The organism is Micromonospora sp. NPDC047521, from assembly GCF_055587305.1.
On record NZ_JBVJGN010000002.1, the window covers coordinates 291,792 to 315,641 of the forward strand.

Genomic DNA, 23,850 nt, shown 5'->3' on the forward strand with positions numbered 1-23,850 from the left:
TCGATCACTCGTCCTCGACATAGCGGGGACGGGCGATCGCCATGCCCGCCGCCGTCTGCACGGCGAGCGCGGCCAGCAGGAATCCGATGGGCGCGGTCCAGCCGCCGGTGATCTCGTAGAGGATGCCGACCATCAGCGGGCCGAGCGCCGCGATGACGTACCCGGTGCTCTGCGCGAACGCGGAGAGCGCGACGGTCCCCTCGGCGGTGCGCGCGCGCAGTCCGATGGCGGTCAGGATCATCGGGAACGCGCCCTGGCCGATCGCCAGCAGGGTCACCCAGAGCAGCGCCGCTCCGCGCGGGGCGAGCGCCAGCCCCAGGTAGGCGAGCGTCGACGCGGTGGTCAGTCCGAGCACCAGGGGCCGCAGGCTGGTCATCCGGCCGGCCACGGTGGGCATCAGCAGCGCGATCGGCACGCCGAGCGCGGTCACCCCGGCGAGCAGCAGCCCGGCGGCCTCCGGCTGGTAGCCGGCGTCGCGGAACAGCTGGGCCAGCCAACCCATGATCGCGTACCCGCTCAGTGACTGCGCCCCGAAGTAGAGGGCCATGGCCCAGCCCAGGCGGGTCCGCGCCGGCCGGACCCGGGTGGGCGCGGTGACGGCCGCCGTCGCGGTCGCGCGCCGTGCGCGCGCCCGGGTCCGCAGCGCCAGCGGCACCCACGGGAGTACGGCCACCGCGGCCATCGCGGCCCAGACGCCCAGCCCGGCCCGCCAGGAGCCGAAGGCGTGCGCGATCGGCACGGCGGAGGCTGCGGCCACCGTCGTCCCCAGGGTCAACGCCATCGTGTACGCCCCGGTGACCAGCCCGGTGCGGTGCGGGAAGTGCTGCTTGACCAGCATGGGCAGCAGGATGTTGGCGACCGCGATGCCGGCCAGCGCCAGCGCGCTGGTGAACACGAAGATCCAGGCCGAGTCGGTGGTGGCCCGGAGCACCTGCCCCGCGGTGAGGGCGAGCATGGCGACCACGAGCACCCGGGCCGGCGCCACCCGGCGGACCAGCCACGGGGTGAGCGCGCCCAGCCCGGCGAACGCGATCGTGGGCAGCGTGGTGACGAGGCCGGCCATGGCGCCGGAGAGCCCCAGCCCGTCGCGGACCTCGTCGAGCAGGGCGCCGAGGCTCGTCACCACGGCGCGCAGGTTGAGCGCGACAAGCAGCATCCCGACCAGTACGAGCGCGCCACCGGTAGCCGGGTGCGTCCGACGCCCCGCCGGGTCGCGCGCCGGGCCGGTGTCGACAGCGACGGCGACGGGAGCGGGAGCCGCCGGAGCGGCGGTGGGTGGCGGAGTCATGACCTCTAACCTACAATCATGGGATGAATTTGGGCCCGGTGATGTAACCAGTGCCACCGTCGGTCGATTCCGCCTCCGCGCCACCGGTGCCGCCCCGCGGCCAGCCCACCGTGCCGCCCCGCGGCCACCGCGTCCGGCAGACCATCGAGCAGCTGCGGGCCCGGATCCTCGGCGGTGAGTGGCCTGTCGGTGGGCGCATCCCCACCGAGCCGCAGCTCGTCGCCGCGCTGGGCGTGGGGCGCAACACGGTCCGTGAGGCCGTCCGCGCCCTGGTGCACGCCGGGGTGCTGGAGTGCCGGCAGGGCTCCGGCACGTACGTGGTGTCGACCGACGAGCTGGCCCCCGTGGTGGCCCGCCGGCTCGGAGACGACCGGACGACCGAGGTCATCGAGGTACGGCGCGCCTTCGAGGTGGAGGCCGCCCGGCTCGCCGCGCTGAGGCGTACACCCCAGGACCTGGCGGCGCTCGACGGCGCGCTCGCCGACCGCGAGGCGGCCTGGCACGCGGGCCGGGTCGACGCGTTCGTCGAGGCCGACGCGGCGCTGCACACGGCTGTGGTCGCCGCCGCGCACAACGCCATGCTCGCCGAGCTGTACGCCTCGGTCGGCGCCGCCCTGCGCAGCACCGTCGCCCAGGCGATGGGTGACGCGCTCACCCCCGAGCGTTACGTCGACCACGCCCGGCTGGTCGAGGCGATCCGGGCCGGTGAGCCCGGTCGGGCGGCGATCGAAGCCGGCGCGTTTCTGGAGCCAGCTCCCGAGGCATAGGTTGTGCCGGACGGAAAACCGGACACCTCGGGAGTACGGATGCTCAAGGGCTTCAAAGACTTCATCATGCGCGGCAACGTCGTCGACCTGGCGGTCGGCATCGTGATCGGCGCCGCGTTCACGGGCGTGGTCACCCAACTCACCAAGTCGTTCCTCGAACCCCTGATCAAGGCGATCGGCGGGGGCACCAGCCTCTCGGCCGGGAAGTGGACGCTCAACGATCAGGTCTTCGACTGGGCGGCGTTCATCAATGCCCTGATCACCTTCCTGCTCACCGCGGCGGTGCTCTACTTCTTCGTGGTGTTCCCGATGAACAAGCTGGCCGAGCGGCGGCAGCGGGGCGAGGAGCCGCCGCCTGCGGCGCCGAGCGAGGAGGTCAAGCTGCTCACCGAGATCCGGGACGCCCTGGTCTCGGCCGGGCACACCACCCCGGGCCAGCAGCGCGGGGCACTTGACGACGTGCTTGGTCGCCGCCACGAGCCGCCGGCACCGCGCTGACCCGAACGGATGCACATCGGCCCCTGTGGGAATCCCGCAGGGGCCGCACCTTCTCGTACGTGTGTTCGATAGAGTCCCGCCATGGAGCAGCGAAAGCACTGGTGGAACGGGAAGTGGGGGCGGCTGGCCCGGCGGGACGTCTTCCTGCGGGTGGACGCCGACCGGTGGCATGTCGAGCAGCGGGCCGGCGGCGCCGAGGGCATCTCCCGTTTCTACGAGTACGGCAGTGCGGACGAGGCCGAGGAGACGGTCCGGGCCCTCCTCGACGGCACGGACACCTGGCGGGAGCTGTCTCCCCGCCCACCGGGCGGCTGGACCCTCCCGAACAGCTGAGCGGTCCGGTGGATCGGCGACGGCGTTTAGCGGCGTACCGCCCCGGGAACCGCGATGTGATGGACCAGCAGGACGAGCAGCAGGCGACCATCTCGCGGATCACCACCGGGATGTCGGTGATCGACGTTGCCGGCACCGAGGTCGGGACGGTGGATCTCGTCCAGCGGGGCGACCCGAACGCGGTGACCGTGCAGACGCCGACCGCCGACCCGGGCAGCAGCCTGGACGAGCTGATCGAGGCGACGGCTGTCGAGGAGCCGGACGTACCGGCCGACCTGGCGGCGCGGCTGCTGCACACCGGCTACCTGAAGGTCACCACCGAGCTGACGCAGAGCGGCGCGGTCTACGTACCGGCCGACCAGATCGGGGCGGTTGCCGACGGTCGGGTACGTCTCGCCGTGGGCGTGACCGACCTGCCACCCGAGGAGTAACCCACCCGCCTCATGACGACGCCCGGACCCGGTCGGCCGGGACACCGCCACTTCGCTGATCTGGTGTTGAGCCTTGCGGCGGCGCGGGCGCGGCGGACGGGCGGCGGAAGAGCAGCAGCATCAGGCAGCCGGCGACGAGTCCCCAGAACGCGCCGCCCACGCCGATCAGCGTCACCCCGGACGCGGTCACCACGAAGGTGACCACGGCCGCCTCGCGGGTCGCCGGGTCGGTCACCGCAGCCGCGAGTGCCGTGGCGAGCGCGCCCAGCAGGGCCAGGCCGGCGACCGCCTCGATGAGGATCGGCGGGGCGACGGCGACCAGCGCGGTGGCGACGCCGGCACCCAGCCCGAGCAGGGCCAGTCCGACGCCGGCGGTGACCGAGGCGACCCACCGGCGCTCCGGGTCCGGGTGGGCGTCCGGGCCCGCGGCCAGGGCTGCGGTGATCGCCGCGAGGTTCACCGCGTGCCCGCCGGCCGGTGCGGCGAGCAGACTGGCCAGACCGGTGGCCCGCAGCGCGGCCCCGAACGGCGGCCGGTAGCCGTAGCCGACCAGCACCGCCATGCCTGGCACGTTCTGCGCGGCCATGGTGACCAGGAACAGCGGCAGGGCGAGTCCGACAAGCGCGGACGCGTTCCAGGCCGGCGCGGTGAGGGTGACCGACGGGATCAGCGCGGCGCCTCCCAGGCCGGTCGACGGCGAGGTCAGCGCGATCGCCACCACCGCCACGAGCAGCGCGCCGGGTACCGCCCAGCGGCGGGCGAACCGGTGCAGCAGCAGCCAGCCGACCACCACCGGGCCGGCCACCGTGGGCACCTCGACGAGTGCGCGGACCGGGGCGGTGCACAGCGGCAGCAGCACCCCGGCGAGCATCGCGCCGGCCACCGGCTTGGGGATGGCGGCCACCGCCCTGCCGAGCGGCGGGAACAGTCCGGCGGCGACGACCAGCAGACCGGAGACGAGGAACGCGCCCACCGCGACGGGCCATCCGCCGGGCGGTGACCCGGTCGCCACCAGCAGCGCCGCGCCCGGAGTCGACCAGGCCACGCTCATCGGTATCCGGTGTCGCCAGCCCAGCCAGACGGCGGTGAGCCCGCTCGCGACGCAGAGGGCGAGCAGGCCGGAGGCCGCCTGGGCGTCCGACGCGCCGGCGGCCCGGAGCCCGGCCAGCACGACTGTGAACGAACTGGCGAAGCCGACGAGCGCGGTCACCACGCCGGCCAGCACCGGTTGCGCGCGTCCAGCCATCCCACCCTCCCGAGTGCCGTTCCGTTTACGGAACGACAGCGTGTAGCACGATAGCCGGGTGCCGCACCCACCACCAGCCCGTCGGCCGGGACTCGACGTGGACCCCGCAGTCGTCGGACGCCGGGTCCGCGCCCTGCGCGAGGAGCGGGGGATCTCGCTGTCCACACTGGCCCGGCTCGCAGGCGTCGGAAAGGCCACCCTCTCCGGCCTGGAGAACGGCACCCGCAACCCGACCCTGGACACGCTCTGGGCGGTCACCGCGCAGCTCGGCGTACCGTTCACCGCCCTGCTCGCCGAACCGGCGGCCGAACCCGTCGTGCACGGCACGGCCGTCACCGCCACCCTGCTTGAGGTGTTCACCGACACCGACGCGACCTACGAGCTGTACCGGATGCGCGTCGCGCCCGGCGTCACGCAACTCTCCCCCGCCCACCAACCGGGCGTCACCGAACACATCACCGTCTTCGCCGGTGTGCTGCGGGCCGGCCCGGCCGACGCGCCGCTCACCGCACCGGCCGGCGGTCACCTGCGCTGGGTCTCGGACGTGCCGCACACCTACGCGGCGGTGGGTGACGACGAGGTCGCAGCCAGTCTGCTGCTGCGTTATCCACGCCACCGATCCTGAATTCGCAATGATTTCTCGGCCTGAGGCAGGAGCCGTAGAGACGAACCCGGGGTGTTCTTGGCAAGCTTGTCCCCATGACGCTGATCCTCCGCTCGGTCATCCTCAACGACATCGGCCTGGTACGCACCAACAACGAGGACTCCGCCCTCGCCGGTGACCGCCTGATCGCCGTCGCCGACGGCATGGGCGGGCTGCCCGCGGGTGAGGTGGCGAGCGAGATCGTGATCCGGATCCTGGACGAGCTGGCCCCGCCCACCGACCCCGACGGGGCCGCGGACGCCCTGCGTGCCGTGGTCAGCACCGCCAATCAGCGCATCCACGCCGCCATCACCGTCGACCCGACCCGTGAGGGGATGGGCACGACGCTCACCGCGGCGCTGCTCGCCGGGGAGACGCTGGTGCTGGCCCAGGTCGGCGACTCCCGCTGCTACCTGCTGCGCGACGGGGAGCTGACCCAGCTCACCCGCGACGACACGTTCGTGCAGGCGCTCGTCGACCAGGGCACGCTCTCCCCCGACCAGGCCCGGCACCATCCGCAGCGGTCCCTGGTGACCCGGGCCGTGCAGGGCGCCGACACCCCGCCGGCCGTCGGTGTGCTCACCGTCGTGCCCGGCGACCGGCTGCTGCTGTGCAGCGACGGGCTCTCCGACTACGTCGAGGACGACGCCATCGCCACGGCGCTGGGCATGTACGCCGACCGCCAGCAGTGCGGCGAGCAGTTGGTGAAGCTGGCCCACCACGCAGGCGCTCCGGACAACGTCACGGTCGTCGTCTCCGACGTCACGCCTCGCTGACCTGACCTGAACCGACCCGGCCCGACCCGCCCGACGGTCCACCGGACCACCCGGCCGGGTCCGGTCGACCCTCACTAAGTAGTTGTGCCATCTAGGTTGCGCCGCTAGTGTCCGCCTGTGGATTCCGACAGGCGCGGGCAGTGGCTGCGGGGGGTGCTCGACATCTGCGTACTGGCCCTGCTGGCCGAGCGCGAGTCCTACGGCTACCAGCTCGCCCAGGCGCTCGACGCGGCGGGCGTCGGGCCGATCCAGGGCGGAACGCTCTATCCGGTGCTGCTGCGCCTACAGAAGACCGGCCTGGTCACCGCGCAGTGGCGCGAGGGCAGCGCCGGACCGGCCCGCAAGTACTACCGGCTCACCGACGACGGGCACGCGGCGCTGCGCTCGGGCGGCAGCGCCTGGCTCACCTTCGTCCGGCCGGTGAACGACATCGTCACGAAGGGGGTCGCCGGGTGAACGCCGACTACTGGCTCCGCGCGCTCACGGCCGAGCTGCACCAGCGCCGGGTCGCGCCGGACGCCGTCCGGCACGTGGTCGCCGAGGCCGCCACACACCTGCGCGAGGGGGGCGGCGACCCCTGGGTCGTCTTCGGTCCACCCCAGCAGTACGCGGGCGCGGTCGTGGAGAGCATCGGCACCGCGCCCCCGCCGCGACCCGGCCCGGTCCGGCTGCACGCGGCGGGCATCACCAAGCGGTACGGCCGCCAGACCGTGCTGCGCGACGCCTCGCTGACCGTCCGGGCCGGACAGATCGCCGTCGTCGTCGGCGCGAACGGGTGCGGCAAGAGCACCTTCTTGCGGATCTGCGCCGGTCTGATGTCGCCCGACGCCGGCGAGGTGACCGTCTCCGGCCGGCTCGGCTACTGCCCGCAGTCCGGCGGCACCGCCGACTTCCTGCTCGCCGACGAGCACTTCGTGCTCATCGGCGCGGGTCAGGGAGTGGCCCGGGGGCCCGCCCGTCGCGCCGGTCGGGTGGCCGCCCGACAGCTCGGCTGGGAGGCGGGCGGGGACACCCAGGCCCGACACCTCTCCGGCGGCACCCGGCAGAAGCTGAACCTGACCATGTCCACCCTCAGCGAACCCGACGTGCTGCTGCTCGACGAGCCGTACCAGGGCTTCGACCAGGGCACCTACGTCAACTTCTGGGACCAGCTCGGCCGGCTGCGCGACGCGGGCACGGCGATCGTCGTGGTGACCCACCTGCTCAACCAGCTCGACCGGGTGGACATCGTGCTCGACCTGACCCCGGCACAACCGCCCGGGCGGGTCGCGCCCGGCGTTCGAGGAGGCCGCGCGTGACCCGGCTCGTCACAGTCGCCGAGATGACCCTGCGGGAGCTGCTGCGGCGTCGGGGCGTACTCCTGCTGTTGTTGTTGATGCCGTTGACCTTCTACCTGATCCGGCGGGACGCCTACCTCGGGCAGTCGGTCCGGTCGCTGCTGCTCGGCGTGGGTTGGGCGGTGAGCACCGCCGCGCTCTTCGCCACCAGCGCGGCGCGGGAGCTGGAGCCGAGGCTGCGGTTGGCCGGCTACCGCCCGCACCACCTCTACCTGGGTCGGATGCTCGGCCTGTGGACGGTGGGGCTTGTCATCTCCGTACCGTTCCTCCTGCTGCCCGTGCTCGACGGCGCGGACCTGCGGTACGGCGGCCTGGTCGCCGCGATGCTCTGCTCCGTGGCCGTGGCGGCACCGTTCGGAATGTTGATCGGCACTCTGCTGCCCCGCGAGCTGGAAGGCACGCTGCTGCTGCTCACCGTGGTGACCGTGCAGATGCTCATCGACCCGGCCGGGTCGGGGGCGAAGCTGACGCCGTTCTGGTCGAGCCGGGAGATCGCCACCTGGACGGTGGACCACACCGACGCGGGTTACCTCGGCCGGGGCCTGCTGCACGGGCTCGTCGTGACCGCCCTGCTGGTCCTCGGCGTGGCCACTGTCGCCAGTGTGCGGCTGCGCCGCCGCCGGCACCTGCGCCACCTGCCCGTCGGCTGACGGATCCGGCCAATCCGGTTGCCGGCGCCTGCACGGCGGGTTGAGATGAGCGGATGACCATCCGACGGGTGACCGCCGACGACCGTCTCACCACCAGTTTCCCGCTGGCCGCGTACGCGTTCGAATCGTCACCGCTCGCCGCGACGCGGGTCGAGCAGTTCCGCGACTACCTGCCCTACCACCAGGGCAACACGACGCTTGCCGTGCAGGAGAACGGCGAGACGCTTGCCGCCGTCTCGGCCATTCCGATGCGGCAGAACCTGCGCGGGACGGTCCTGCCGATGGCGGGCGTCGCCGGGGTGGCCACCCATCCGCTGGCCCGCAGGCAGGGGCACGTACGGACGCTGCTACACCGGCTCCTCGACGAGATGCGCGACGAGGGGCACCCGCTCAGCGCGCTCTACCCGTTCCGGCCCAGCTTCTACGCCCGGTTCGGTTACGTGGGCCTGCCCAAGCCGCGCACCGTCACCTTCACGCCCGCAGATCTGGGGTCGCTGCTGCGTGCCGAGCTGCCCGGTGAGTTGGGCTGGGAGCGGATCGCCACCGGCTATCCGGTGTGGCGCGCGTTCACCGAGCGCTGCCTCGCGCAGCGGCACGGCTTCGCCGTCTTCCCTGACTACCGGGACGCCGGCCTGCGCGACCGGGACGAGTACTGGCTGCTCACCGCCCGGATGGACGGCGCGGTCACCGGTGCGGTCACGTACCGGATCGACGAGCACGGCGGCACCCTGCACGGCAACGAGCTGCTCGCCACCGATCCGCTCGCGCGGGCGCTGCTGTTGCAGTTCTTCGCCAGGCACGTCGACCAGGTCGATCGGGTCACCGTCCAGGTCCCGCCGGACGAGCTGCCGGAGCTGTGGCTCACCGACCTGGACGTGCACGTCGAGGCGCGGGTGGGCCGGCCGGGCTCGTCCGCGCCGATGGCCCGCCTGCTGTCGCTCGACGCGCTGCGCGGGCTGCCCGCCGGGCCGGGCCGGGTACGCGTCGAGCTGACCGGGGACCGGTGGCTGACCGGCACGCACCTGCTGGACGGCACGACAGGCACCCTGGAGGTGGTAGCCGGTGACAGCAGCCCGGCGCCGACAGCCACGCTCACCGCTGCCGGCCTCTCCGCCCTGGCGTACGGGGTGCTGGACCCGGTCGAGCTGCCGTTGCGGGGGCTCGGCGACGTCCCGGCCGACGCCGCCGCCGAGCTGCGCGGCATCTTTCCGCGCGCGGTGCCGTACCTGTTCGCGGACTTCTGAGCGCGGTTTGCCGCAGGTGCCCCACCGGGTACGGTCCCGGGAATGCCGGAGTGGTTGCAGGCGGGTGGATGGGGACTGCTGGCCGGGTCGGCGCTGCTGATCGGGGCAGCTGTCGGCTGGTTCGCGCGCGTGCCCCAGCGGCTCACCGCGTCGGTCATGGCGTTCGGCGCGGGCGTGCTGCTCTCCGCGGTGTCGTACGAGCTGATCGAGGTCGCGAGTGACCGGGGCGGACTGCTGCCCACGGTGATCGGCGCGGCGGGCGGCGCGGGCGCGTACACACTCGCCAACGTGGCCCTGGCCCGACATGGCGCTCGGCACCGCAAGCGGTCCGGCGGCCAGCAGCCCTCCGAGGGCGACAAGCCCGGCTCCGGCTCGGCGATCGCGGTGGGCGCGCTGCTGGACGGCATACCGGAATCGGTGGTGATCGGCGCCAGCCTGCTCAGCGGTGGCGTGGTCAGCCTGGTCACCGTGGTGGCGGTGTTCCTCAGCAACGTTCCGGAGGGGCTGTCCAGCGCGGCCGGCATGCGTCAGGCCGGCCGGTCCCGACGGTACGTGTTCCTGCTGTGGACCGGGATCGCGCTGGTCAGCGGGGTCGCCGCGCTGGTGGGCAACACACTGCTGGGTGGTGCCCCACCGGAGGTGTTGGCCGCCATCACGGCGTTGGCAGCCGGGGCGATCCTCGCGATGATCACCGACACGATGGTCCCGGAGGCGTTCGAGAACGCCCACCTGCTCGTCGGTCTCATCACTGTCGCCGGTTTCCTGACCGCCTTCGCCCTGTCCCACGCCGGAACGCCCGCCCAGCCTTAGCCAGGGGTTAAACCGGCATGGCGGATTCGTCGCCGCGCCGTGGCGGCTCCTAGCATCACCTGGTGCGCATGACGTCGCTTGCCGCTCTGCTCGTCCTCGGTGTCGCCACCGCGACCCTGCCCGCCTGCGCGTCCGACAAGCCGGCACCCGCCTTCGAGCCGGGCTCGTCCGCCTCGCCGGAGGCCGTGGCGACAGGTGACCAGGGCGTCGTGTCGGCGGGCCGCGACGGTCTCGGCGGCCCCGGGGCCAGCGCCAGCCCGAAGCCCGCGGCGAAGGCGCTCGCGGCAGGCAACCCGAACGGCAACGCGTCAGTGCCGGCCGAGGCCCGCGCGGTGGACACCTCGAAGCCGACCCGGACCATCGGCACCGGCACCCCGGCGAGCTGCACGTCGGCGGCCGTCGTGAAGGCCGTCGCCGCCGGCGGGGTCATCACGTTCAACTGTGGACCGGCCCCGGTGACGATCAAGATGGCCGCCACCGCGAAGGTCCGCAACGCCAACGGGCCGACTGTCGTCCTGGACGGCGGCGGCACTGTCACGCTCAGCGGCCAGGGGCAGCGCCGCATCCTCTACATGAACACCTGCGACGAGGCCCAGGGCTGGACCACCTCGCACTGTCAGAACCAGGACCACCCGCAGCTCACCGTGCAGAACCTGACCTTCGCCGACGGCAACTCCACGGGCGACAGGGCCGAGGGTGGCGGCGGTGGCGCGATCTTCGTACGCGGCGGACGGTTGAAGATCGTCAACTCGCGCTTCGTCGGCAACCGCTGCGACCGCACCGGCCCCGACCTGGGTGGCGCGGCCGTGCGGGTGCTGAGCCAGTACGAGAACAAGCCGGTGTACGTGGTGAGCAGCACCTTCGACGACGGTTCCTGCTCGAACGGAGGGGCGCTGAGCAGCATCGGCGTGTCGTGGGTGGTGCTGAACAGCCTGCTGAGGAACAACGAGGCGATCGGCAGCGGCGCCAACCCGGCCAAGTCGGGTACGCCCGGCGGCGGCAGCGGCGGCGCGATCTACTGCGACGGCAACGAGTTCACCGTACGGATCGCCGGCACCGTCATCGAGAACAACAAGGCCAACGAGGGCGGCGGGGCGATCTTCTTCGTCAGCAACAACCGCACCGGCACCATGAAGATCGAAAACTCGACGTTGCGCCGCAACCCGAGCGGCACGTTCGAGACCCGTGGCTACCCCGGCATCTTCTTCCTGGGAGCGCGGAACCCCACGGTGACCGGCCCCAAACTGAGCTGACCCCGTGGCCCCGCTCCCCAGGCGCCGTGATCACCGGGGCCGGCCGTCAGTAGGGGTTGCCCTGGCCCGGCGGGCGGCCCACGAGGAGGCCGCTGGGGCGGCCGGGCTGGTTCGCGACTGCGGACATCGGCGGGCTGCCGGTGTGGTCGCCACCTGCCATCCCGATGAACAGCTCCTTGAGGGCGGTGAGCGCGTCGACCTTCGGCGTCCAACCCAGCTCGGTCTCCGCCCGCTCGCTGGACATCAGCGGGGCGTTCAGGCCCAGCTCCACCCAGCCCGCGTCGACAGGTTGCAGCCGCGCCCGCCAGGTCAGCGCCGCCGCCACCCGCAGCACCGGCGCCGCGACCGGCACCGTCCAGCCGTGGAAGTGCCGGGCCACCAGCTCCGGAGTCAACACCGGGTCCGCGGCGACATTGAAAGCGCCGCGCGCATCACCCATAACCGCCCTGGCGTACGCGTCAGCCACATCATCGGCGTGCACCGCCTGCATCCGCAGCCGGCGGTTGGTCGGCACGAGCGGGATCCGGCCGAAGCGCAGCAGCCGCACCGGCGCGAACGGCCCCAGGAAGTAGCGGGTGATCTCCACCCCGGCGTCCCGCTGGAAGATCAGCCCCGGCCGCAGCCGCACCACGCGCAGCGCTGGATGCTCCCGCTCCAACCCGTCCAGCAGCGCCTCGACCTCCGCCTTGTGCTCGCTGTACGACGAGCCGGGCACCCCGGTCGCCGGCCACCGCTCACTGATCGGATGGTCCTTCGGACCTGGCGCGTACGTGCCGACCGACGACGCGTACACGAGCGCCGGCACCCCCGCCCGGGCCACCGCCTCGAACACCGCACGGCTGCCGTCGACGTTTGTCCGGCGCAGCACCCGCTGATCGTGGCTGGGCTGGATCTGCCAGGCCAGGTGCACCACCGCGTCCGCACCCGCGAAGATCTCGGCCAACTGGCCGGCGGCGGCAGGCGCCCCCACGTCACAGGAGTGCCACTCCACCTGGTCGTACGGCGTACCGGCGTCCGGGCCGGGCAACCGCCGGGCCACTCCGACCAGCTCCACACCCCGCTCCCGGCGCAGCCGCCGCAGCACCGCCGTACCGACGTTGCCGCTCGCCCCCACCACCACGATCCGCATGCCCGACCCCGTACCCGTCCAGCACCGCCTCAACCGCCCGGCCCTGGCGTCGCCTGATCAACCCGGTGTGCTGCTTCCCGATCAGGGGCGCGGCGACGTCCGTACCCAGCCGTGCTTCTCCTTGCCGCGCCGGCCTGCGGTGGCCGCCAGGCAGCGCGGGCAGATCCAGCCCACCGCGTCGGCCTCGGTGAGCACGTCCGTGCCGGAGTAGTCGAACCGCACGTGCGGGAAGCGACGCAGCCGGGTCCGGCTGAGCGCCAGGCCGCACACGGTCTGGTTCTGCCCGGGCAGCCAGGCGTGCACCTCCCCGCCCGGCTGTCGTACGCCGTCCGGCCCGATCTCCTCCCCGGACGCCGCCACGGCCGGGCTACCGCTCGATCCCATGCCTGACGTGGTTCCCCAGCCGTCCCCACCCATGCACGATGGTCGGGCGTTGTCGCTTGATCCACTCCACATCGCCGACATGGCGGTATCCACCGCCCCATCGCCGATCTGGAGATGATCAGGAGTGGTCCGGGCCGGCGCAGCCAGGCATCGACGGCCCGCCGGAAGCCGAGAGTCAGCGACGCTGACCGTCAGGTAACCTGAGCGCGCGGGCCGCTAGCTCAATGGCAGAGCTGTGGACTTTTAATCCATAGGTTCAGGGTTCGAGTCCCTGGCGGCCCACGTCTTCCCCACATCCGCCAGTCCTGCACCCGCTTCTCGCCTCGGGTGCGCGTGGCGCGGACAGCAGCACGAGCTGCCCATCCAGATACAAGCCGCCTTCGAGCCACCTGAGGTACAGTTTTCTGTACTTGTCTTGGAGGTGGTCATGCGGACCGTGAACTTCACCCAACTACGACAAAACCTGGCCGCTGAACTCGACAGCGTCATCAACGACGCGGAGGAAGTGGTGGTGACCCGATCCGGCCACGAGCCCGTGGTGATCGTGCCCCTTGCCGAGTACGAGTCGATGAAAGAGAGCGAATACCTCCTCCGCAACCCGAGCAACGCCGCCGCGCTGCGCCGGTCGATGGCGGAGTTGGAGCAGGGTGATGCGGCCGAGCGGGACCTGGTCGACCCGGCCAGCGTCCGGGACGTCGCGTGAGGCTGGTCTTCACCGCGACGGCGTGGAGCCAGTACCTCAGCCACACGGACCGAAAGCTGGTAAAGCGCATCAACGACCTCATCATGGACGTGATGCGCAACGGATACGAGGGCATCGGCAAGCCGGAGCCCCTCCGGGGAGAGCTTTCCGGCTTCTGGTCCCGCCGGATAGATCGCGAACACCGCCTGGTGTATCGGATCACCAAGGACGACGTCGAGATCATCGCCTGCCGGTACCACTACGGCGACCGGTAGCGGGCCGGACCGGGACAAGCAGCGCGGCGGTTCACCTGTCCAGCGCGGAGCCACGCCGCTTGAGGACGGCTGCGTGGCTCCGCCCGGCCAACCCGCAGGCAGGCTCCGACGGCAGCCAGGCTGGTCGGCTCTCCCGCGTCGACGTCCGCCCGATTCCGAAGCTCAGTCGCCGGTAGCCGGAAAGTCACATGCGGCCGGGTCCTGCCAGCGGTAGAGGTCGCGTAGCAGGGAAATCTCGGCGCCGTGATGGATCAGTTCCCTGTTGACGTGCAGGATCCTGTTCTCCATAGAAAATCGCTCGGGACCCGCACTGGGCGGATTGTCCAGGTCGGCGTCCGAGAGGGTGCGGACCCCCGCATGCCATGTCCCGTACATCTCGTCGAGCTGTTTCAGCGCCTCGTCGGCGGTCCTCGCGTAGGCGAATGTCTCGGAGTCGATGTCCCGGCCACCGAAGTACCACCGGACCCGGTAGCCCAGGCACGAGACGATGATGTGCGCCAGCCGCCAGGCAATCGTGGTCACCGGCGCCGGCACCGGGGAGGGGAACACATGGTCCATCGCCCATTCCCCCGAACCTTGCGACATCGGTGCGGTCGACGTGCCCCGTGGGCGGACACTCCAGCAGCCGCGCACCGGCTCCCAGAAGTACTCCTCGTCGGTAAGACCCTCCAGCCGTGGCCGCAGGTTCTTGCGCCAGTACCAGTCCAACTGCTCCGAGAGCTGTTCGCTTCGTGCCACCTCCGCACCCTACGTACGATCTACCGCCCGTATCGCGCGACCATGGTGCGGACGGCGTCGTCCACCACTGCGCTCGCGCGCTGCGGGGTCACCGTCCATCCCGGCACCAGCAGGCTCGGCCAGAACAGGTAGTTGGAGACCATCCCGAGGAACTGCGTGGTCGCCATCTGCGGGTCCGCGATGTCGGCCGCCCTCGCGTCGCGCTCGGCCACGAGGTAGGTCCGGACCATCTCGACACGGCTGGCGGACTGGGCTGACAGCAGACTGATGCGCATCCACTCCGACTGACGGAGCTGGTCGCGCAGAAGGCCGGGGCGACTTGGAGAACCAGCAATCAGCCCGAGCGGGACGGGGTGACGGCGACCCGGACCGGCACCCTACCGACGATCGGTTGAACGGGTGGTGCGACGCTGATCTGTCGATCCGGTCAGCTCGGCGAGTCTGCAGGCCTGCGACGGTTCATCACGCGCTTAGCTGGTAGCTTGACGCCTCCCGCGAGAGGTGGAGTCAGGCCGTGCTCAGGATGGTGCTGCGTTGGTCGGTCGCGGCGGTGGCCGTCTGCATGGTGGCGGCGTGCGCTCCGTCGACCGCTCCCGCGGCGGATCCCTCGGGGAGCGGAACAAAGCCAGCGACGACGCAACCCTCTCCCGTTCCGGCAACGGGCGGCGCAGGGTACTCGGCGGCGCTGTCCGCGCGCCTGGTGGATACGGAGTCGCTGCCGCCGGGCTTCTCTGTGGACATCGCGACAGTCATGGCCTCGGACGCGGGAGATCGCCCTTCGGCCGGCGACGCATCCTGTTCACGGGAGATGATCCCGCTGCTGTCCGCCCGCCGACTGACCGGGACTCCGTCGACGACCGCCGCAGCCACCCTCAGCTATGACGCCGGTCCCGATGACCTCTGGGTGGGCACCGAAGTCCTCCGGACCTACCCCGATGACGGTGCCCGACGAGCGATCACGGACCTGCGTACCTACGTCGACCGCTGCCCCACGGTTGCGCTGTCCGGTCAGGGCGACGATGCCACCCACCGATTCGCCTTGACGCCCGGACCCAAGCTGGGCGACGACAGCGTCCACCTCAACTGCACCGCGACGTCGGGCGCCGACGTGCTCAAATGCGACGTCCTACTCATCCATGTCGGAACAACTCTGGTGGTGATCCAGGAGGAGGGCAACAAACCCGGTAACGACGAACTGCTCACACGGCTCGCCGAAGCTGCGCTCCACAAATACCAAAAGACCGGATCCTAAGCGCTGGCGACAACCGCAACCGGAGCACGACCCTACCCGTGTTCACTAGCTTCCGTCCCGGCTCCTCGGCACGATGCAGGATCGGCCTCCGATCCTGCCCAGGTGCCGCCGGAATGCCGGGCAGGACGGCTTCGACCGTGAGTCAACGCCACCGAGGATTCTTGATCACAATGCGTTGATGGGAGTTCGCCCCCATCGATACAGCGCCGCAGTTGATGGCGGTGTTGCCATCCTGCGTCACAGTCTCAGGCCCCTTGGCGGGCGCCCGGCGGAGTGCGTTCACCGCCGTGAAGCCAGCGACGAGCAGGGCGAGCAGAAACGCTCCGACGCTCGCGAACTGGTCGGCGCGGCTCAGGCCCTCCATGGCGAAGAAGACACCTGCAGCGACCAGCGCCATCACGAAAACAACCGAGACGAGCAGTTTCACAGGGACACCTCTCCTACTCAGAATCCTGAATTCGGTCCGTCGATGTCGGCACCTCGGTGGATGTTATGACCCTTGGTCCGATCAAGGTTGTCGTTGATATCCGGTAGGAGGTCGTGACATTCTTTGCCCTTCTCGGCAGGCTGCGTCAGCGATGTATATAGCAGCGGAAACCGTGGTTTCGGAAGCGGCGGGCTGGAGGGTGAGGGCTCTCGCTGGCGCGGCGTGTCGGGCGGCTGCGGCGGCTCCGGCCACTCACGCATTGCGTTCTTGGCCCTCTGCACCTCCCGGTCGAGGCGAGACAGGTTGGTCAGCCTGGATCGGCCACGCTGCACTTCGCTGGTGGCGATCAGTGTGTTGCCATAGCCGATCATCACGGCGTTTGCCAGACGGACGCGCGTGCCACCGAGGGAGTGCAATACCGAGGTCTGGACCGAGGGAAGGCTCCTCGCATTACGCAGTAGGACTGGGTCCTCCACCTGGCCGAGCGCCGCCAGGAGCGGCTCTCCCATGGTGTCGCCGGCTCGACGCATCGCCAGGTCGTAAATGAGGTCCGGGTGCAGAAGCAGCAACTCGGCGAGGGGGACCACCGTCTCTCGGACGTGATAAGTAGACGTGGTGTGCGCGGTTGAGCCGGTACCCATCGCCACAGCGGCCGCCCGTTCCGTGTGTGTGGAGACATCGGCGGGCAGGCGATGGTGGTAGAGCCGCGTCTCCGCGTCGCGCGGAAGGTCAGTGATGCGTTCCAGCCGATTGAACAACCGGGAGATGCTGCTGGACGACGGGTCGAGCATCGCGTATACGAAGGCCGCCATCGCCTTGTCGTCGACGAAAAGACTGCTGCAGTCGAGCGACACCCGGCGGACGTGGTAGTGCTCCTCGGCCTCAAGGGTGCAGTCGTTGGCCGTGACGACGGTGGCGGAGTCGGCGGTCGTTACGTGCCCCTTGCTGAACGCGGTGAGAACACCGGAGACGTTGACGCGGCCGTGCGCGGGTGATGCCACGTCGAGCCACTTCGGGGGCTGCGGTCCGGCCGCGTCAGCGCGCGCGAGATCTGCACCCAACTCAGATGCGAGCGAGTCGATCAACGGCTCGAGCGGGCGCAGCCGATGGTCCGGGAGGTCGGCCTCGTCCAGCACGGTGAGGAAATCGCGCGCCTCAGCAATGACCGGGAGCACCCACGCGGGATCGTCCGTCTGCGACCTCACTCCCATGTACGACGTTATGAAGTCATCGAGTTCAGCGGCAGCCCAATGGACCTGATCCAGACCGTGTGTCTCGTCCCGAAGCTCATGACTCATGTCGATGACCGTCCCCCACCCCGAGCCGCCGTCGTCCTCCGACTCGTCGCTCGCGCCGTCGGACTTAGCAACGTCTTCGTGGAAGTCCTGCCAGACGCCCTGTTCCTCCGGAAAATCTGAGCTCAGCCCTCGCGCCATGGCCGCATAGTGTCACCTCGCGACCACAGATCGCCATGTCTGAATTTTCAGGCAGCAGCGAAGCCGGCTCCACCGTCACTCGCGTCGGGCGGATCCGAGGAGGGCGTACGCCACAAGGCCCGCCACCGCCAGGACGGCCGCGACCACGGCTGCGGGCCGGCTGGTGTGGGGTTGGCCCGCCCAGGTGGCGAGCGCCCCCCACGTGCCCGGCTGGGGGAACAGGGCGGCGACGACAGCCCAGCCCATGGGGACGAACCAGGCGCGGGCCGCGCCGGCGACCGTCGCGCAGAGGGCGGTGAGGCCCAGCAGGCCGGCGGAGTCGCGGATCACCAACGCGACAGGGCCGAACCGGGCGCCTGTGGGTTGGGTGGCGAGCAGCACGACGAGTACGAGCGCCAGCGCGGCCAGCAGATGGAGGGCTCGCCGCCACGGCCAGTGCAGTGCGGCAGTGCGTTCCAGGTCTTCGTCGGGGGCGGCAAGCGTGGTCGACAGGACCGCCACCATCAGCATGACAGTCAGTACGACGAGCAGGAGGATGGCGTCGCGCTCGGTGGAGAGGGTCAGCCACAGCGCCCAGATCAGGGCTGCGGCGCCGACGGATGCGGCAAGTGCCAGGGGTACGCGTCGCGCGCGCAGGTGCAGGGTCATTTCGACAGCAGTCCGGTGGGGTCCTGGCAGGCCAGGATCGCGTCGCGTACCGCAGTCACGCGGGTCAGCGCCTCCGGTGCGGGTAGCTTCTGCAGGCCCTGCCACAGGGCGACCGCCTCGGCGTTGAGCTGCGGTTCCTCCTCGATCATCTCGGGGATCACGCCGACGTCGGAGACCGGCTCGCGGCCGAGCAGGTGGTAGGCGGCTGCCCGTTCGACGGCGCCGTCGCGTTCGCATTCCGGGTCGCCGTAGCCGGCGCCCAGGCCGAAGACCATCTCGGGGACCACGGCGTCGGGGTGGGCCAGGCCGCCGTGGTCGTCGATCCGGACGGTGATCGTGACGACGTCGGGGTCGCGGGCGGGCACGTCCCCGGTGATGTAGGCCCGCGTGTCCTCGTGTACCTGGGTGGGGGCGTCCGGCATCTTCGCGAGGACGGACAGGCCCCGGCGGGCGAGCGGGGTCAGCGCGTCCAGCACGTTCGCGTGGACGCGTGTGACGCAGACCTTCGGCGCGTCGTCGGTGCAGACGAGTTCCCGGGCCACGGGGTCGATCGGTGCGATGAGGCTGGCCTCGTCGCGGGGGACGATCACCGCCGCGACGCCGAAGCCGAGCAGCACCGGCAGCGCGGCGGCCACCGACGTCCGTGGGCCTCGGGCAACGAGCAGGAGTACGCCGGTCAGCGCGAGCCCGCCCATGAAGATGGCGAGCACTGCGGTGACCCGCGGGTCGATTGTCTGGAACGGGTAGAACGGTGTGCTGCCGTACGCCGGGGACAGGATCGCGCTCATCCAGTCCGGTCGCATGATCGCGGTGAAGAAGACAAGCAGCACACCGGCCACGGCGAGCACGGGTGCGGTCACCAGAGCGGGCAGCAGTCGTCCGATGCCCAGGCCGAGCCACGCCGCCGCCACCAGGGAGAACGCGCCGACAAGCGTGATGGCGACGAAGCTCGGCGGAAAGTAGGCGGCGGTCGAGACGATCCGCAGGCCGGCCGCGCCCATCACGAGCAGGAAGGCGAGCCCGAGCGAGGCTCCCATCGCGACGAGGACCGGCGCCATCCGGCGGGCTCGGGACCGGGGTGTGGTGGCGAACAGCTCACCGACCTTGGCCCGGTGCTCGCGGCGGCCCTGCCATGCTCCGGCGGCCAGGGCGATCGGCCACAGCAGGATCATGTACTCCTTCACGGTCAGCGCGAGGGCCATCCAGCCCTCCGACCAGCGGCCCGGGGCGGTGTAGAGGGCGGCGACGCCGACAGTCAACGCGATCAGGGCGGCGCCGGCCGCTGCGGAGCGCCGCAGTTCGATCCCGAGGACGCTCATCGGGCGGCCTCCGCGAGGTGGCGGCGGAGCAGGGCCGAGTAGCCGCGTTCGGCGGGGCTGTCGCCCGGGTGGCGTTCGTCGCCCTGCTCGGCCAGCGCGGCGGGTGTGCCCTGCCACACCAGCCGACCCTCGTTGATCAGCACGACCTCGGTGCAGGCGGCGACCACGTCCTCGACGAGGTGGGTGGAGACCAGCACGCAGGCGTCCGTACCCAGGTCGCGCAGCAGCTCGCGCAGGTCGAGGCGCTGCTCGGGGTCGAGGCCGACGGTCGGCTCGTCCAGCAGCAGGACCTGCGGGTCGTTGACGATGGCCTGGGCGACGCCGGCCCGGCGCAGCATCCCGCCGGAGAGTGTCCGGAGCTTGGCGTCGGCCTTGGCGCTGAGCCCCACCCGGTCGATCGCGCGCTGGGTGGCCGCCGGGATGTCGCGCTTCGGCATCTCCTTCAACCAGGCCATGTACGACACGAACTCGCGCACCGTGAACCGCGGGTAGTAGCCGAAGTGCTGCGGCAGGTAGCCCAGCGCGCGCCGGGCCTGGCGCAGGTCGGCGCGGCCGTCGACCGAACTGCCGAGCAGGGTGAGCCGGCCTCCGGCCGGCTTGAGCACCGTGGCGATGGCACGCATCAACGTCGTCTTGCCCGCGCCGTTGCGCCCCAGCAGGCCGTGCACGCCCGTGCCCAGGCTCAGGTCGAGCCCGTCGACGGCCAGGTGGCGGCCGGCCCGTACCTTCAGCGCCTCCGCGTGGATGGCCCAGGGGTGGATGGTGGTGGCCGTCTCGGCTGTACTCACCGCTCGCATCGTGGTTCCCTTCAGAACGAGGTGAGGCGCCGGAAACTGTTGGCGCGCAGGAGGGTCAGGGCGGCCAGCACGACAGTGACGACTGCCCATCCGCCGATGGCTGACGGCTGGAGGAGCACCGGAAGGTCGGCGGTGGCCAGGCTGGGCGCGACCACTGTGGCGGCCCAGGCCGCCATCAGGCCGATCGCCGCGCGGTGGACGCCGACGAGGGAGCCGAGCAGCAGCGTCGCGGCGGTGAAGGCCAGACACGGCAGCAGCATCAGCGCGGGGTCCGCCCGGCTGTCGCCGAGGACGGCGAACGCGGCGAGCACCGGGATGACGAGGACGAGCACCACCGCGGTACGGCGCAGCAGCATCGTCAGGCCGGCCGAGGGGGTGCCGACGATCAGCTCCCAGGCCGGGTCGCCGCGTCTGCTCCAGGCCGCCGCGATCCCCGGCAGCGGTGCCAGGGGTGCGAGCAGCAGCACGATCGACGGCAACTCGGACAGGAAGTAGGTGAGCACTGCCGCGGTGCCGAGCACCCCTGCGGTCATGGCGACCCACGGCAGCAGCGCCGCCACGATCCAGCGCTGGCGCACCGGCGTACGGAAGAGGCTCCTGGATCGTGGGGCGGGCCCGGCGGCGATCCCACGGTCGACGGCCGCCGCGACCTCGGCGACCAGGGCGCGCGACTCGGCGGTGGTGCTGCCGGCCAGGCGGGCGCGGCAGTCCGCGCAGCTCTCCAGGTGCACCTCGATCGACCAGACGGTCGCCTCGTCGAGGCCGGGATCGCCGTCGGCGTAGCGGTCGATGTCGTTCAGGGTGGGGTGCGTGGTCATGACAGGGCCTCCCGCAGGACGATCCGGGCGCGGCGGATCCGGGACTTGACGGTGTTCTCGGGTACGCCCAGCAGCACGGACGTCTCGCGGACGGTGAAGCCGTCGAGGACTGTGGCGCGCAGCACCGCGCGGACCTCGGGAGGCAGCACGGCGAGGGCCTGTTCGAGTTCCTGCCCGACCCGGCCGGCCAGCACCTCGTCCTCGGCGGCGGGTACGACCGTCTCGACCTGGTGAACCTGCGGCACCCGGGCCTGCCGGGAGCGGCGCCGGAACGCGTCGACCAGGCGGTGCGCGGCGATGGTCCACAACCAGCCGACGGCGCTGCCGCTGACCTGGTCACCGGCGAAGCTGCCGGCCGCCCGCCAGACCGTCAGGTAGGTCTCCTGGAGGACGTCGGCGACCACGTCCGCGTCGGCGCACCGACGTCGCAGCCGCACCTCCAGCCAGGGTGCGGTACGCCGGTAGAGCTCGTCGAACGCCCGCCGGTCACCGCGGGCCACCCGGCGGACGAGTTCCTGCTCGTCGGCCGCGTCCAGACTTCGTCTCACATCGGGTAAGACGACGGCCTCCTCGTGATCGGGTCTCGCATCGGTGTGACCGCCGTCACCATCGCCGTCCGTGTCGGACGTCAACAGCGTTGCGCGGCCCCGGGTCGGCTGGTTAGGTTGACGCCATGTCCAGCTCGTACGCGTTCCCGACGGCGTCCCCCGACGTCCTGTTCGGCGCGCTGCGACGCCGGCGGTCCTGCGACCGCCCGCGCTGAGCATCCCTCACCTGCGACCGGCGGATCGAGCCGCCGGTCATCACCGATCGTCCTCGGTCCGCCCGCATCCCCTTCCGGTGATCCGCGAGCGGCGGATCCGAGCGAGATCGGCGTACCCATGGATCTGGAAAAGCTGCTTACCGACCGGCTGGCTCCGGCGTTCGCGACGGTGGCCGGCGTACCGGTGAACCCTGTCGTGCGGCGGTCCGGGCGCGCGGACTTCCAGTCCGACGCGGCGCTCGCGCTGGCCCGGCGGCTCGGCCGGCCGCCGCGTGACATCGCCGCCGAGGTGCTTGAGTACGCCGATCTTTCCGACCTGTGCAGCACGGCGGAGGTGTCCGGGCCGGGCTTTCTCAACCTGACAGTCGCCGACGCGGCCCTGGCCGGGCTGGTGTCCGCGCTCGCCGCCGACCCCCGGCTGGGTGTGTCCGTCGCCGCCGAGCCGGAGACCGTGGTCATCGACTACTCGGCGCCGAACGTGGCGAAGGAGATGCACGTCGGCCACCTGCGCTCGACGGTCATCGGCGACGCGGCGGCCCGGCTGCTGGAGTGGCTGGGGCACCGGGTGCTGCGGGCCAACCACCTGGGCGACTGGGGCACCCCGTTCGGGATGCTGATCGAGCACCTGGTCGACCTGGGTGAGGTGGAGGCCGCGCAGGAGCTGTCCGTCGGTGACCTGGATTCGTTCTACAAGGCGGCCCGGGTCAAGTTCGACGCCGACGAGGCGTTCCGCGAGCGGTCCCGGCGGCGGGTGGTGGCCCTGCAGGGCGGCGACGAGGTGACGCTGCGGCTGTGGCGGCTGCTGGTGGAGCAGTCCGAGCGGTACTTCATGACCGTGTACGACAGGCTCGACGTCACCCTCACCGAGCGGGACTTCTACGGCGAGAGCAGCTACAACGACCTGCTCGCCCCGGTGGTCGACGACCTGGGTCGGCTCGGTCTGCTGCGGGAGAGCGACGGCGCATCCTGTGTGTTCCCACCCGGCTCGGTGGGGCGGGACGGCGAGCCGCTGCCGTTGATCGTGCGCAAGTCCGACGGCGGGTACGGCTACCCGGCGACCGACCTGGCGGCGATCCGGCACCGCACCGGAACGCTCGGCGCGACGCGGCTGCTCTACGTGGTCGGGCTGCCGCAACGGCGGCACTTCGAGATGGTGTACGCCGTCGCCGCGCAGGCCGGCTGGCTGTCCCCGCCGGCCCGGGCCGAGCATGTCGGATTCGGCTCGATCCTCGGGGCGGACGGGCGGATGCTGCGCAGCCGGGCCGGCGGGTCGGTGAAGCTGGTCGGCCTGCTGGAGGAGGCCATCTCCCGGGCGACCGCGCTGGCCCGGGAGCGGAACCCGGAGCTGGGCGAGGCGGAGGCGGCCGAGGTGGGCCGGGCGGTAGGCATCGGCGCGGTCAAGTACGCCGACCTGTCAAGTGACCGGCACCGGGACTACGTGCTCGACTGGGAACGGATGCTGTCCCTGGACGGCAACACGGCGCCCTACCTCCAGTACGCGTACTCCCGGATCCGGTCCATCTTCCGGCGGGCCGGCGTGGCGGCCCGGCCGGACGCGGCCGTCTCGCTGGCCGAGCCGGCGGAGCGGGCGCTCGCCTTCGAGCTTGTCGGCTTCGGCCGGGTGGTCGGCGAGGTGGCGGAGAACCTGGAGTTCCACCACCTCGCCGGCTACCTGTACCGGCTGGCCGCGGCGTTCAGCGCGTTCTACGAGCGGTGTCCGGTGCTGCGGGCCGACGAGCCGGTCCGGGACAGCCGGCTGGTGCTCTGCGACCTGACCGCCCGGGTGCTCCGGCAAGGGCTGCACCTGCTCGGCATCCGGACCCCCGAACGCATGTGATCGGAAGTCCGCAGCCTGGCGCCGACGGCTGACGTAGTTATCCTCTTCAGGTGCTGGTCCGTGTGGAGA

General features: G+C 71.5%; 29 protein-coding genes and 1 tRNA gene. 17 read left to right on the forward strand and 13 right to left on the reverse strand.

What is annotated here, in order from left to right:
• Positions 1-4: 4 nt before the first annotated feature.
• The gene (locus ACZ6N8_RS05225) at positions 5-1,288 is read right to left on the reverse strand and encodes an MFS transporter (RefSeq protein ID WP_466007691.1); all 1,284 of its coding nucleotides are present in this window, start codon (positions 1,286-1,288) and stop codon (positions 5-7) included.
• Positions 1,289-1,338: 50 nt separating this feature from the next.
• On the opposite strand from ACZ6N8_RS05225, the gene ACZ6N8_RS05230 reads away from it, so the two are divergent.
• The 4 genes from ACZ6N8_RS05230 to ACZ6N8_RS05245 all read left to right on the forward strand — a co-directional run bounded on the left by ACZ6N8_RS05230 (position 1,339) and on the right by ACZ6N8_RS05245 (position 3,317).
• Entirely contained in the window at positions 1,339-2,055 is a 717-nt protein-coding gene (locus ACZ6N8_RS05230; RefSeq protein ID WP_466007693.1) for a FadR/GntR family transcriptional regulator, read from the forward strand.
• A 39-nt stretch (positions 2,056-2,094) separates the two neighbouring features.
• Entirely contained in the window at positions 2,095-2,553 is a 459-nt protein-coding gene (gene mscL, locus ACZ6N8_RS05235) for a large conductance mechanosensitive channel protein MscL (RefSeq protein ID WP_466008305.1), read from the forward strand.
• A gap of 81 nt (positions 2,554-2,634) precedes the next feature.
• Positions 2,635-2,886 (forward strand): hypothetical protein, encoded by a 252-nt coding sequence (locus ACZ6N8_RS05240; RefSeq protein WP_466007695.1) that lies wholly within the window; start codon positions 2,635-2,637, stop codon positions 2,884-2,886.
• 59 nt (positions 2,887-2,945) lie between these two features.
• Positions 2,946-3,317: a hypothetical protein gene (locus ACZ6N8_RS05245; RefSeq protein WP_466007697.1), complete on the forward strand. Its 372-nt coding sequence runs from the start codon at positions 2,946-2,948 to the stop codon at positions 3,315-3,317.
• A gap of 10 nt (positions 3,318-3,327) precedes the next feature.
• On the opposite strand, the gene ACZ6N8_RS05250 is transcribed toward ACZ6N8_RS05245, so the two are convergent.
• Entirely contained in the window at positions 3,328-4,563 is a 1,236-nt protein-coding gene (locus ACZ6N8_RS05250; RefSeq protein ID WP_466007699.1) for a benzoate/H(+) symporter BenE family transporter, read from the reverse strand.
• A gap of 97 nt (positions 4,564-4,660) precedes the next feature.
• Between ACZ6N8_RS05250 and ACZ6N8_RS05255 the strand changes: the two genes are divergently transcribed.
• From ACZ6N8_RS05255 to ACZ6N8_RS05290, 8 genes are all read left to right on the forward strand, one after another.
• Positions 4,661-5,188: a helix-turn-helix domain-containing protein gene (locus tag ACZ6N8_RS05255; protein WP_466007700.1), complete on the forward strand. Its 528-nt coding sequence runs from the start codon at positions 4,661-4,663 to the stop codon at positions 5,186-5,188.
• A gap of 74 nt (positions 5,189-5,262) precedes the next feature.
• The gene (locus ACZ6N8_RS05260; protein WP_139587079.1) at positions 5,263-5,982 is read left to right on the forward strand and encodes a PP2C family protein-serine/threonine phosphatase; all 720 of its coding nucleotides are present in this window, start codon (positions 5,263-5,265) and stop codon (positions 5,980-5,982) included.
• Between the two features lie 117 nt (positions 5,983-6,099).
• The gene (locus ACZ6N8_RS05265) at positions 6,100-6,438 is read left to right on the forward strand and encodes a PadR family transcriptional regulator (protein ID WP_364369473.1); all 339 of its coding nucleotides are present in this window, start codon (positions 6,100-6,102) and stop codon (positions 6,436-6,438) included.
• The gene (locus tag ACZ6N8_RS05270; RefSeq protein ID WP_466007703.1) at positions 6,435-7,280 is read left to right on the forward strand and encodes an ATP-binding cassette domain-containing protein; all 846 of its coding nucleotides are present in this window, start codon (positions 6,435-6,437) and stop codon (positions 7,278-7,280) included. The genes ACZ6N8_RS05265 and ACZ6N8_RS05270 overlap by 4 nt, the downstream gene beginning before the upstream one ends.
• Positions 7,277-7,969, forward strand: a complete 693-nt coding sequence (locus ACZ6N8_RS05275) for a hypothetical protein (protein WP_466007704.1) — start codon at positions 7,277-7,279, stop codon at positions 7,967-7,969. Before ACZ6N8_RS05270 ends, ACZ6N8_RS05275 begins: the two co-directional genes overlap by 4 nt.
• Before the next feature lie 53 nt (positions 7,970-8,022).
• Positions 8,023-9,213, forward strand: a complete 1,191-nt coding sequence (locus tag ACZ6N8_RS05280; protein WP_466007706.1) for a GNAT family N-acetyltransferase — start codon at positions 8,023-8,025, stop codon at positions 9,211-9,213.
• Between the two features lie 42 nt (positions 9,214-9,255).
• Entirely contained in the window at positions 9,256-10,023 is a 768-nt protein-coding gene (locus ACZ6N8_RS05285) for a ZIP family metal transporter (RefSeq protein ID WP_466007707.1), read from the forward strand.
• Between the two features lie 68 nt (positions 10,024-10,091).
• On the forward strand, positions 10,092-11,276 hold the full coding sequence (locus ACZ6N8_RS05290; protein ID WP_466008306.1) for a hypothetical protein: 1,185 nt from the start codon (positions 10,092-10,094) through the stop codon (positions 11,274-11,276).
• A 46-nt stretch (positions 11,277-11,322) separates the two neighbouring features.
• Here the strand turns inward: ACZ6N8_RS05290 and ACZ6N8_RS05295 are convergent, their stop codons facing one another.
• A complete protein-coding gene (locus tag ACZ6N8_RS05295) occupies positions 11,323-12,405 on the reverse strand; it encodes an NAD-dependent epimerase/dehydratase family protein (protein ID WP_466007709.1) in 1,083 nt (360 codons plus the stop codon).
• 81 nt (positions 12,406-12,486) lie between these two features.
• Positions 12,487-12,789, reverse strand: coding sequence for a hypothetical protein (locus ACZ6N8_RS05300; RefSeq protein WP_466007711.1), 303 nt, complete (start codon positions 12,787-12,789; stop codon positions 12,487-12,489).
• A gap of 210 nt (positions 12,790-12,999) precedes the next feature.
• Here ACZ6N8_RS05300 and ACZ6N8_RS05305 point away from each other — a divergent pair.
• The 3 genes from ACZ6N8_RS05305 (at position 13,000) to ACZ6N8_RS05315 (ending at position 13,746) form a co-directional block, all read left to right on the forward strand.
• Positions 13,000-13,071 (forward strand) — tRNA-Lys (locus ACZ6N8_RS05305).
• Positions 13,072-13,216: 145 nt separating this feature from the next.
• Positions 13,217-13,492: a type II toxin-antitoxin system Phd/YefM family antitoxin gene (locus ACZ6N8_RS05310; protein ID WP_466007712.1), complete on the forward strand. Its 276-nt coding sequence runs from the start codon at positions 13,217-13,219 to the stop codon at positions 13,490-13,492.
• Positions 13,489-13,746: a Txe/YoeB family addiction module toxin gene (locus ACZ6N8_RS05315; protein WP_466007714.1), complete on the forward strand. Its 258-nt coding sequence runs from the start codon at positions 13,489-13,491 to the stop codon at positions 13,744-13,746. The genes ACZ6N8_RS05310 and ACZ6N8_RS05315 overlap by 4 nt, the downstream gene beginning before the upstream one ends.
• Before the next feature lie 162 nt (positions 13,747-13,908).
• Here the strand turns inward: ACZ6N8_RS05315 and ACZ6N8_RS05320 are convergent, their stop codons facing one another.
• Together ACZ6N8_RS05320 and ACZ6N8_RS05325 are read right to left on the reverse strand one after the other, a co-directional pair.
• A complete protein-coding gene (locus ACZ6N8_RS05320) occupies positions 13,909-14,484 on the reverse strand; it encodes a DinB family protein (protein WP_466007716.1) in 576 nt (191 codons plus the stop codon).
• Between the two features lie 20 nt (positions 14,485-14,504).
• On the reverse strand, positions 14,505-14,759 hold the full coding sequence (locus ACZ6N8_RS05325; RefSeq protein ID WP_466007718.1) for a TetR/AcrR family transcriptional regulator C-terminal domain-containing protein: 255 nt from the start codon (positions 14,757-14,759) through the stop codon (positions 14,505-14,507).
• Between the two features lie 239 nt (positions 14,760-14,998).
• Between ACZ6N8_RS05325 and ACZ6N8_RS05330 the strand changes: the two genes are divergently transcribed.
• Positions 14,999-15,736, forward strand: a complete 738-nt coding sequence (locus ACZ6N8_RS05330) for a hypothetical protein (RefSeq protein ID WP_466007720.1) — start codon at positions 14,999-15,001, stop codon at positions 15,734-15,736.
• Between the two features lie 142 nt (positions 15,737-15,878).
• Here ACZ6N8_RS05330 and ACZ6N8_RS05335 read toward each other — a convergent pair whose 3' ends face one another.
• From ACZ6N8_RS05335 to ACZ6N8_RS05365, 7 genes are all read right to left on the reverse strand, one after another.
• Positions 15,879-16,163: a hypothetical protein gene (locus ACZ6N8_RS05335; protein ID WP_466007722.1), complete on the reverse strand. Its 285-nt coding sequence runs from the start codon at positions 16,161-16,163 to the stop codon at positions 15,879-15,881.
• Between the two features lie 17 nt (positions 16,164-16,180).
• Positions 16,181-17,599, reverse strand: a complete 1,419-nt coding sequence (locus ACZ6N8_RS05340; protein WP_466007723.1) for a hypothetical protein — start codon at positions 17,597-17,599, stop codon at positions 16,181-16,183.
• Between the two features lie 75 nt (positions 17,600-17,674).
• Positions 17,675-18,247, reverse strand: a complete 573-nt coding sequence (locus tag ACZ6N8_RS05345) for a hypothetical protein (RefSeq protein WP_466007725.1) — start codon at positions 18,245-18,247, stop codon at positions 17,675-17,677.
• Positions 18,244-19,566 carry a hypothetical protein gene (locus ACZ6N8_RS05350; RefSeq protein WP_466007726.1) on the reverse strand — a complete coding sequence of 441 codons (1,323 nt, stop codon included), beginning with the start codon at positions 19,564-19,566 and terminating at the stop codon, positions 18,244-18,246. The genes ACZ6N8_RS05345 and ACZ6N8_RS05350 overlap by 4 nt, the downstream gene beginning before the upstream one ends.
• Entirely contained in the window at positions 19,563-20,363 is an 801-nt protein-coding gene (locus ACZ6N8_RS05355; protein WP_466007728.1) for an ATP-binding cassette domain-containing protein, read from the reverse strand. Before ACZ6N8_RS05355 ends, ACZ6N8_RS05350 begins: the two co-directional genes overlap by 4 nt.
• An 11-nt stretch (positions 20,364-20,374) precedes the next feature.
• Positions 20,375-21,181: a zf-HC2 domain-containing protein gene (locus ACZ6N8_RS05360; protein ID WP_466007730.1), complete on the reverse strand. Its 807-nt coding sequence runs from the start codon at positions 21,179-21,181 to the stop codon at positions 20,375-20,377.
• Positions 21,178-21,729 carry an RNA polymerase sigma factor gene (locus tag ACZ6N8_RS05365; RefSeq protein WP_466007731.1) on the reverse strand — a complete coding sequence of 184 codons (552 nt, stop codon included), beginning with the start codon at positions 21,727-21,729 and terminating at the stop codon, positions 21,178-21,180. The genes ACZ6N8_RS05360 and ACZ6N8_RS05365 overlap by 4 nt, the downstream gene beginning before the upstream one ends.
• 333 nt (positions 21,730-22,062) lie before the next feature.
• Here ACZ6N8_RS05365 and argS point away from each other — a divergent pair, with 333 nt between their 5' ends.
• A complete protein-coding gene (gene argS, locus ACZ6N8_RS05370; protein WP_466007733.1) occupies positions 22,063-23,781 on the forward strand; it encodes an arginine--tRNA ligase in 1,719 nt (572 codons plus the stop codon).
• Positions 23,782-23,850: the final 69 nt, after the last annotated feature.

Bases quoted from the DNA above. Each gene is read 5' to 3' on its own strand.
- ACZ6N8_RS05360 (WP_466007730.1), bottom strand. From the start codon at position 21,181: ATGACCACGCACCCCACCCTGAACGACATCGACCGCTACGCCGACGGC.
- argS (WP_466007733.1), top strand. From the start codon at position 22,063: ATGGATCTGGAAAAGCTGCTTACCGACCGGCTGGCTCCGGCGTTCGCG.
- ACZ6N8_RS05290 (WP_466008306.1), top strand. From the start codon at position 10,092: ATGACGTCGCTTGCCGCTCTGCTCGTCCTCGGTGTCGCCACCGCGACC.
- ACZ6N8_RS05310 (WP_466007712.1), top strand. From the start codon at position 13,217: ATGCGGACCGTGAACTTCACCCAACTACGACAAAACCTGGCCGCTGAA.
- ACZ6N8_RS05285 (WP_466007707.1), top strand. From the start codon at position 9,256: ATGCCGGAGTGGTTGCAGGCGGGTGGATGGGGACTGCTGGCCGGGTCG.
- ACZ6N8_RS05250 (WP_466007699.1), bottom strand. From the start codon at position 4,563: ATGGCTGGACGCGCGCAACCGGTGCTGGCCGGCGTGGTGACCGCGCTC.
- ACZ6N8_RS05325 (WP_466007718.1), bottom strand. From the start codon at position 14,759: ATGCGCATCAGTCTGCTGTCAGCCCAGTCCGCCAGCCGTGTCGAGATG.
- ACZ6N8_RS05245 (WP_466007697.1), top strand. From the start codon at position 2,946: ATGGACCAGCAGGACGAGCAGCAGGCGACCATCTCGCGGATCACCACC.
- ACZ6N8_RS05295 (WP_466007709.1), bottom strand. From the start codon at position 12,405: ATGCGGATCGTGGTGGTGGGGGCGAGCGGCAACGTCGGTACGGCGGTG.
- ACZ6N8_RS05345 (WP_466007725.1), bottom strand. From the start codon at position 18,247: ATGACCCTGCACCTGCGCGCGCGACGCGTACCCCTGGCACTTGCCGCA.
- ACZ6N8_RS05340 (WP_466007723.1), bottom strand. From the start codon at position 17,599: ATGGCGCGAGGGCTGAGCTCAGATTTTCCGGAGGAACAGGGCGTCTGG.
- ACZ6N8_RS05225 (WP_466007691.1), bottom strand. From the start codon at position 1,288: ATGACTCCGCCACCCACCGCCGCTCCGGCGGCTCCCGCTCCCGTCGCC.
- ACZ6N8_RS05355 (WP_466007728.1), bottom strand. From the start codon at position 20,363: ATGCGAGCGGTGAGTACAGCCGAGACGGCCACCACCATCCACCCCTGG.
- ACZ6N8_RS05260 (WP_139587079.1), top strand. From the start codon at position 5,263: ATGACGCTGATCCTCCGCTCGGTCATCCTCAACGACATCGGCCTGGTA.
- ACZ6N8_RS05280 (WP_466007706.1), top strand. From the start codon at position 8,023: ATGACCATCCGACGGGTGACCGCCGACGACCGTCTCACCACCAGTTTC.
- mscL (WP_466008305.1), top strand. From the start codon at position 2,095: ATGCTCAAGGGCTTCAAAGACTTCATCATGCGCGGCAACGTCGTCGAC.
- ACZ6N8_RS05240 (WP_466007695.1), top strand. From the start codon at position 2,635: ATGGAGCAGCGAAAGCACTGGTGGAACGGGAAGTGGGGGCGGCTGGCC.
- ACZ6N8_RS05350 (WP_466007726.1), bottom strand. From the start codon at position 19,566: ATGAGCGTCCTCGGGATCGAACTGCGGCGCTCCGCAGCGGCCGGCGCC.
- ACZ6N8_RS05300 (WP_466007711.1), bottom strand. From the start codon at position 12,789: ATGGGATCGAGCGGTAGCCCGGCCGTGGCGGCGTCCGGGGAGGAGATC.